8 protein-coding genes are annotated in these 7,079 nt (G+C 53.9%); 2 read left to right on the top strand and 6 right to left on the bottom strand.

Annotated elements, in window-relative coordinates; genetic code table 11:
• The 4 genes from ACTG34_RS07950 to mutM form a co-directional block, all read right to left on the bottom strand.
• Window positions 1-295, bottom strand: a 295-nt coding sequence (locus ACTG34_RS07950) for a DnaA N-terminal domain-containing protein (protein ID WP_439104414.1), incomplete at its 3' end; no start/stop codon positions are given.
• 695 nt (window positions 296-990) lie between these two features.
• Window positions 991-1,254 carry a 30S ribosomal protein S20 gene (gene rpsT / locus ACTG34_RS07945; protein ID WP_439104413.1) on the bottom strand — a complete coding sequence of 88 codons (264 nt, stop codon included), beginning with the start codon at window positions 1,252-1,254 and terminating at the stop codon, window positions 991-993.
• Between the two features lie 180 nt (window positions 1,255-1,434).
• Window positions 1,435-2,211, bottom strand: coding sequence for an enoyl-CoA hydratase (locus ACTG34_RS07940; RefSeq protein WP_062217896.1), 777 nt, complete (start codon window positions 2,209-2,211; stop codon window positions 1,435-1,437).
• Window positions 2,212-2,269: 58 nt separating this feature from the next.
• Window positions 2,270-3,121: a bifunctional DNA-formamidopyrimidine glycosylase/DNA-(apurinic or apyrimidinic site) lyase gene (gene mutM, locus ACTG34_RS07935; RefSeq protein WP_439104412.1), complete on the bottom strand. Its 852-nt coding sequence runs from the start codon at window positions 3,119-3,121 to the stop codon at window positions 2,270-2,272.
• A gap of 86 nt (window positions 3,122-3,207) precedes the next feature.
• Here mutM and ubiE point away from each other — a divergent pair, with 86 nt between their 5' ends.
• Together ubiE and ubiB are read left to right on the top strand one after the other, a co-directional pair.
• On the top strand, window positions 3,208-3,960 hold the full coding sequence (gene ubiE, locus ACTG34_RS07930) for a bifunctional demethylmenaquinone methyltransferase/2-methoxy-6-polyprenyl-1,4-benzoquinol methylase UbiE (RefSeq protein WP_439104411.1): 753 nt from the start codon (window positions 3,208-3,210) through the stop codon (window positions 3,958-3,960).
• The gene (ubiB, locus tag ACTG34_RS07925) at window positions 3,960-5,495 is read left to right on the top strand and encodes a 2-polyprenylphenol 6-hydroxylase (RefSeq protein ID WP_439104410.1); all 1,536 of its coding nucleotides are present in this window, start codon (window positions 3,960-3,962) and stop codon (window positions 5,493-5,495) included. Before ubiE ends, ubiB begins: the two co-directional genes overlap by 1 nt.
• Here the strand turns inward: ubiB and ACTG34_RS07920 are convergent.
• Together ACTG34_RS07920 and ACTG34_RS07915 are read right to left on the bottom strand one after the other, a co-directional pair.
• Window positions 5,482-6,330, bottom strand: coding sequence for a phosphotransferase (locus ACTG34_RS07920; RefSeq protein WP_439104409.1), 849 nt, complete (start codon window positions 6,328-6,330; stop codon window positions 5,482-5,484). The genes ubiB and ACTG34_RS07920 overlap by 14 nt on opposite strands.
• Before the next feature lie 63 nt (window positions 6,331-6,393).
• On the bottom strand, window positions 6,394-7,068 hold the full coding sequence (locus tag ACTG34_RS07915; protein ID WP_439104408.1) for a flagellar hook capping FlgD N-terminal domain-containing protein: 675 nt from the start codon (window positions 7,066-7,068) through the stop codon (window positions 6,394-6,396).
• Window positions 7,069-7,079 lie beyond the last annotated feature (11 nt).

The following is a 7,079-nucleotide window of genomic DNA, read 5'->3' as shown; positions in this document are numbered from 1 at the left end:
CAACGGGGTCGGCTTGTGCGGCAACAACCTGAAACTCTACGCGAGACGTTTGCGCATTACTTGCTTTCAGATGTGCAAGAATCTTGTCCGCGAAATTGCGCGAGACCCAATTTGCCATGAAATTCGTCGGCACAGCAAAGACAGCAACGCCATTTTCAATTTTAGTCAGATCAAGCGGCTCAATCCAGTTTGCGTAATTGCTTTGCCCAATATCATCGAGCAAGCCCTGCTTCACACGTCCCCACGTATTTTTCATTTTTCTTGTTCGACCCAATTTATCATTTTCGTTGACCATCACTCTTGTAACGGCTGACACTTCATGAGTGTCGCGGATTTAGCGCACGCTTCGCTTTAGGGGTCGGGATTACATCAAGTCCATTCTCAACATTGGCCCCTCATTGCCAACATTTAAACAGGCTAATTCCCGAACTATTCCTCACCCGATTGCGCACAAACCGATGAGATGACGGACACTGATGTATCCGCCAATGCTCAGTAGCTTGGCACATTTAGGTTCGGGTTTTTGGACTGCCTACCGCTTTCGTGCACAAGCACGATATTGGTCGGAAAACTCACAATGGCCGATGTGACCTATGCAAATCCAAGAACACGCTCGTCGCATGCGGAAACCAGTAATTGGATCTCCTAAAACGACTCGCGCGATCCTCATGTCCCCCCAGACGAAGTGAATCGCAGGGTGAAATTAGCCGCGAGATACCGCCACGCGCAATGGAACTTCGCGCTTGACTCTACCTTTACTGAAATCGAATCTTAAAAGCTGTTTTTTTACAAAGCGCACGTGGCGAATTTGCCGCAAACAGCTCGTGACAAACCAGGGAGTGAATTTGCGTGTTGCTAAGACGTGTCGAAACCATAAGGGCACACGCCATGCCGTAAGAATCGCATTGACGCATGACAACACCATCCGGAGATCGGGCAACAAAAAACGCGCCCGAAGGCGCGCTTTCATCGTCTCAAATGTGCTTGGAGTTAAGCGATCGCTTTAACACGAGCGGCCAAGCGGGACATTTTACGCGATGCCGTATTCTTGTGCATAACGCCTTTGGTAACGCCGCGCATCAACTCTGGCTGAGCCGCACGAAGAGCTGCTTGAGCAACCGCTTTGTCGCCCGATGCAATTGCTTCTTCGAGGTTACGTAGGAATGTGCGGATACGCGAACGACGTGCTTTGTTTACGTCTGTACGAGCGGTGGCCTGACGGGCGCGTTTTTTGGACTGAGCAGTATTTGCCATGATAATGTCCCTTCTCGGGTTGTTTGCAATTTCGGTTGCGCACGGACCCCAATCACCCAAACGGGCACCCAAATTTGGGTTGGTCAATCATAGCCAAAGCGGGCTCCACGCGCATGTAAGACGTCCCTTTAGATGAGAATCGCCCGAAAGGAAAGGGTTTTGTCAGATCATTTCGGACGCTTACTTGTCGCGAAACTGTGGTGCGCGCTTTTCAAGAAATGCATCCATTCCTTCGCTTTGGTCGTCCGTCGCAAATAAGGCATGAAACGAGCGGCGCTCAAACAACAGACCTTCGCTCATGGTAGTTTCATAAGACCGATTCACCGCTTCTTTCGCAGCCATAACCGCGATCTGGCTTTTCTCCGCGATCTTACCCGCAACATCCAAAGCCTCTTCGACGAGTTTGGCGGCAGGTACGACACGCGACACCAAACCGGATCGCTCTGCCTCTGCGGCATCCATAAATCGGCCCGTTAGGTGCATCTCCATTGCTTTGGATTTGCCCACAAAGCGGGTCAACCGCTGCGTCCCGCCAAGACCGGCCATAATACCCAAATTAATTTCGGGCTGGCCAAATTTTGCTGTGTCTGCGGCAATGATGAAATCGCACATCATCGCCAATTCGCATCCACCACCAAGGGCATATCCCGCGACAGCTGCGATAATCGGCTTGCGTATCGCAGTAATCGTATTCGCCTCAGCTGCAAAGAAATCCGATAGCGCCATATCGGCAAAGGTTTTCTCAGACATCTCTTTGATATCTGCGCCCGCAGCGAACGCTTTTTCCGATCCCGTAATCACAATCGCGCGGACCTTTGGGTCGGCATCCGCCGCAGACAATGCGGTAGCCAACTCTCCCAACAACTCAGAATTTAATGCGTTTAGGGCATCGGGGCGATCAAGGCGGATCAATGTCACCGAATTTTTTGTGTCAGTTTTAATGGTAGAATAAGCCATCGGGATTTCCTCAAAACAACGCAGCCTTCATCTTAACAGGCGCTGGCATGCGTTTAAACTATGTTTGGCACTCGGGACAAAAGAATGTCGATCGCCCCGCTTGCACAATGCGGCACACCGTAGCGGCGCATCCCGTTCCTTTGCACGGCTCGCCCTCGCGCCCGTAAACCCGAAAGCTATGCTGAAAATAACCCAACTCCCCGCTCGCTTGCCTAAAATCTTTCAATGATGACCCACCCGAAACGATGGCCTCATCCAAAACGTCACGGATGATCGGAACAAGCGAGGCCACCCGTGCCCTCGACAGCGTGCCCACCTTCTGGGCTGGATCAATACCCGCACGAAACAGAACTTCGCAGACATAGATATTCCCCAACCCCGCGACAATATGCTGATCCAACAACGCGGTTTTCACCGGCGTGTTTTTATTCTGAAACGCGCGCGTTAGATGCGCCTCGTTGAAGTCATTCCCAAGGGGTTCCGGGCCTATTTTGGCCAAAAGGGGATGGGTCGGCGCCGTGGCCGTGTCGAGCAAATCCATTGCGCCGAATCGACGTGGATCATTGAATGTCACACGCGCGCCGTTATCCATATGAAAGACAACATGATCATGTTTTTGCGCCGCAGGGTGGGTGTGCACGAACTGCCCGAGCGGATCCCCCGAGACGGTCATGCGACCCGACATCCCAAGGTGGATCAACAATGTCTCCCCCCGATCAAGATCCGCCAAAATGTATTTCGAGCGCCGCCGAAGCCGTTCCACCCGAGCGCCCGTGAGCCGCTCTGCCATGCGATCCGGAAAAGGCCAACGCAAATTGGGACGGTTCACATCCGCCTGCGCGATGATCGCTCCCGACATGGATGGCTCCAGACCGCGACGAACCGTCTCAACTTCGGGTAATTCGGGCATTTCGCTCTCCTTATCGTGGCGCTTGCGATTGTATCGCGCGGCATCTGGCCTATAAGAAGAGTAAGTTTAAGAGAGGTTCAAGGGCGATGGCGCAAACGAGCGACAAGACCACCCATTTCGGTTTCAAAGATGTCGCCGAAGATCAGAAAGCCGGCATGGTCCACGGCGTGTTCACGTCCGTGGCGTCGAAGTACGACATCATGAACGATGTGATGTCGATGGGGATTCACCGCGTTTGGAAAGACGCGATGATGGATTGGCTGGCTCCGCGCCCCAATCAGCGGCTTCTTGATGTCGCTGGCGGCACGGGTGACGTGTCATTCCGGTTCCTCAAGCGCGCCCCAAGTGCGACCGCAGTCGTCCTCGATATGACGGAATCAATGCTCATCGAGGGACGCAAACGCGCCGAAGCTGATAAGATGGCCAATAACTTGTCATGGGTGACCGGCGATGCGATGGCCCTACCCTTCGATGACAACCAGTTCGACGTTTACACAATCTCATTTGGCATTCGAAATGTAACCCGCGTGCAGGACGCTTTGAATGAGGCGTACCGCGTCCTCAAACCGGGTGGCCGCCTTATGGTTCTCGAGTTTTCGCAACTCCCGAATCCCGCTCTGCAAAAGGCCTATGATCTTTATTCGTTCAATGTGATCCCGCCGATGGGAAAACTGATCACCGGCGACCGTGATAGCTATCAATACCTCATTGAAAGCATCCGAAAGTTCCCGGACCAAGACACCTTTGCGTCGATGATCGAGATGGCTGGTTTTGAAACGGTGAAATACCGCAATCTCTCCATGGGCATTGCAACGCTTCACTCAGGATGGAAAATTTAATGCGCGGCCCTCATAACGTTTGGCGTCTTATTCGGACCGGCGCCACAATGGAACGCACTGGCGCGATGAAAGTTGCAATGGATGCGATGGAGGCGCCACGCGCTTTTCGCATTCTTGCGCGCACACTTGTCTGGCCGTTCAAATGGGTTGGCATCAAAGGCGATCCTACGTTGCCGCCCGTGACCCGCGCCTTGAGTGCACTTGGCCCCGCCTATATCAAATTCGGACAGGTACTATCCACCCGACCCGATGTTGTCGGCGCCGAATTGGCGATGCAGTTGCGTGTGCTGCAAGACGAATTACCTCCCTTTCCTCGTGATCGCGCGATCAAGACGATCGAAGCCGAACTGGGCAAGCCGCTCTCGGAGCTGTTTTCAGAGTTTTCCGAACCTGTCGCCGCGGCCTCCATCGCGCAGGTGCACAAGGCAAAGTCCGCACAAGACGGTCGCGATGTTGCCGTGAAAGTCCTCCGCCCCGGTATTGAGCGCGCCTTTCGCAAGGATATTGACGCGTTCTATTTTGCCGCTTGGATGATTGAACACCTCTCGCCATCATCGCGCCGCCTACACCCACAAGAGGTGATTGCTCACTTTGAGGGCGTTGTGAACGGTGAACTCGATCTGCGTTTGGAAAGCGCCTCAGCGTCAGAGTTTCGTGCCAACACTCAAAACGACGAGGGCTTTTGCGTACCTGCCGTTGATTGGCGCATGTCGGCGCGCCGCGTCATGACACTCGAATGGGTCGACGGCATCTCCGCCTCCGACACGCAAAAAATAGATGCCGCCGGTCATGACCGCGAAGCTCTTGGAAAACGCGTTTTGCAAATGTTCCTAAGTCATGCGCTGCGCGATGGTTTTTTCCACGCAGACATGCACCACGGAAATCTCAAAATCGCACCAAACGGCGATATCATTGCGCTGGATTTCGGCATCATGGGGGCGCTCGACGAATACACGCGCCGCGTTTACGCCGAAATCTTGTTCGGGTTTATTCAACAAGATTACCGCCGTGTCGCCGAAGTCCACTTTGAGGCTGGTTATGTGCCCGCCGATCAAGATGTGGATGCCTTTGCGCGCGCCCTTCGTGCCGTAGGTGACCCGATTTTCGGTATGGACGCTGACCATATTTCCATGGCGCGATTGCTCTCTTATCTGTTCGAAGTGACCGAGCGATTTGGGATGGAGACGCGCACCGAACTAATCTTGTTGCAACGCACAATGGTCGTTGTTGAGGGCGTTGCGCGCTCCCTAGATCCGCGCATCAACATTTGGGAAGTGGCCCAACCAATTGTCGAAAGCTATATCAAAGCCAACATTGGGCCAAAGGCACTTGCGCGCGACCTTCTTTCAACAGCGCGGGTATTGTCGCGGTTCGGGCCGCGCCTCCCCAAACTCGCCGAGGCAATGCTCACCGCTCAAAACAATCCGACACCTGCGCCAACACGCTACTCTGCCGCAAAATCCGCTCTTTGGTTGACCTTGGGCGGTGGTATTGCGGCAGGGTTTGGGGCCCTCATCGCACTTACGTTCGGCTAAGTTCAATCTCGACACAATCGGCATAAATACCTTCGCCGCGTGCGTCTTTCCATGCGCAATAGGCGGCCATACGCCACGCCAAATACGGCCTATAGTCATGAAATCTCGCAACGACATCCGCATCGGGGTAAGCATTCAAAGCGCTCTGTTCGCCGTCAGATGATAGAGCGCAAGACCCGTAAACACGGTGCATTGCGGGAGATAGAGCCACATATATGTCCTGCACGGCATCCCCTATCGCGGGGCATTGCCAGTCAAGAAAACAAACTCCGGTCGGTGTTTTAATCACATTGGCGGGAACAATATCGCCGTGCAAAAAGACGGGGGGAGCACAGATTAGTTGGCGCGGTTTTGGTCGAGCACCTCGCAGACGTTTTGACATCTGCGCATCCAGACCCTCCAAAAACCGATCCCCCATCTCCAAAATATCGACAGGGGATGTGGAAATAGACCTGATGCCCATTGGGGCATCAATCATATGAATACGGTGCATGGCCTGCATGATATCGGGCGTTATTTGCGTGGCCGTGTCGCCCGCGACAAATTCATACGCAACGACAGTGCCATCAGGTGTGTCGAACCGCTCCACCGGCTCTGGCGCAAGACCCGTCCCAACAAGCGCCGTAAGGCACGCCCATTCATGCGCGGAATTGTTCGGGAACAACGGGTTCCCCCTGTCCACAGAGTAGAGTTTGTACACAAGTGCGCGCGTCTTTGAGCGGCCAACCCACCCCGCATTCGTGCGCCCACCCGTGAGGGTTTCCCACGACACATCGCCCTCCAAGAGGGACTGCGCATGCCGGATTATGGCCATGGACGGACGGTTAGACAGCATGATTTCGATGCGCGCTCCAAATTCGAGGCACCTTACGTCCCCGAGCCGAAGCAGCGCAAGACGCTAGCTTGCCTCACGCAAAGACTGAACATCCTCCGCACTAATTTCTGCGCCACCATTCAAAATCAACGTGATGTCACCCCCATCGCGGCGCGCCTCGATCACTTCCGAATAGCTGTTCACACTCGCCGTGGACAGGAATGCACCCTTTGCATGACTTTCAATGGCAAAACTGTATTTGCCAGTCGGGAAAGGATAGCCGTCTTTGTCCATACCATTCCAAGAGATATCAGTCTCTTTGGGATCAACTGAAACGCGCTGAACCTCGGTCCCCGCTGCGTTTCGCACCAAAAGATACGCGGCGTCTGCCGCTGAATTCGGGGTCGCAGACAGGGACACGGGTTCGCCATCAAAGTATGACGGCGCATCGCTTTTCACATCCATACCAACCCAACCGGCGGTCTGGGACATCCCGATGACACCCAACTGATTGGACAACGCCGAAATCAGATCGTTGGTTTGGACCTGCTGCTCGACACTCGAAAACGTTGCAAGTTGTACCGCGTAATCTGTCGATTCGATCGGGTTCATCGGGTCTTGGTTTTGCATCTGAACCGTCAACATTTTCAGAAATGTTTCAAAATCCGATGACAATGCATTGGCAGACGGTTTTTCTGTCGCGGCCTGCGCGGCGGCGGTGGTTGTCGTTGCGGCCATTGATTGGGAAATCTCGGTCATGTCAGTGCTCC

Origin of the sequence: Celeribacter marinus (assembly GCF_965656515.1) — a bacterium.
GTDB lineage: Bacteria > Pseudomonadota > Alphaproteobacteria > Rhodobacterales > Rhodobacteraceae > Celeribacter > Celeribacter marinus_D.
Note: the sequence above shows the minus strand (reverse complement) of the source record. Positions and strands in the feature narration are given on the sequence as shown.

Coding starts and splice junctions, on each gene's coding strand:
- ubiE (WP_439104411.1), top strand. CDS start 3,208: ATGGCGCAAACGAGCGACAAGACCACCCATTTCGGTTTCAAAGATGTC.
- ACTG34_RS07920 (WP_439104409.1), bottom strand. CDS start 6,330: ATGCTGTCTAACCGTCCGTCCATGGCCATAATCCGGCATGCGCAGTCC.
- mutM (WP_439104412.1), bottom strand. CDS start 3,121: ATGCCCGAATTACCCGAAGTTGAGACGGTTCGTCGCGGTCTGGAGCCA.
- ACTG34_RS07940 (WP_062217896.1), bottom strand. CDS start 2,211: ATGGCTTATTCTACCATTAAAACTGACACAAAAAATTCGGTGACATTG.
- rpsT (WP_439104413.1), bottom strand. CDS start 1,254: ATGGCAAATACTGCTCAGTCCAAAAAACGCGCCCGTCAGGCCACCGCT.
- ubiB (WP_439104410.1), top strand. CDS start 3,960: ATGCGCGGCCCTCATAACGTTTGGCGTCTTATTCGGACCGGCGCCACA.
- ACTG34_RS07915 (WP_439104408.1), bottom strand. CDS start 7,068: ATGACCGAGATTTCCCAATCAATGGCCGCAACGACAACCACCGCCGCC.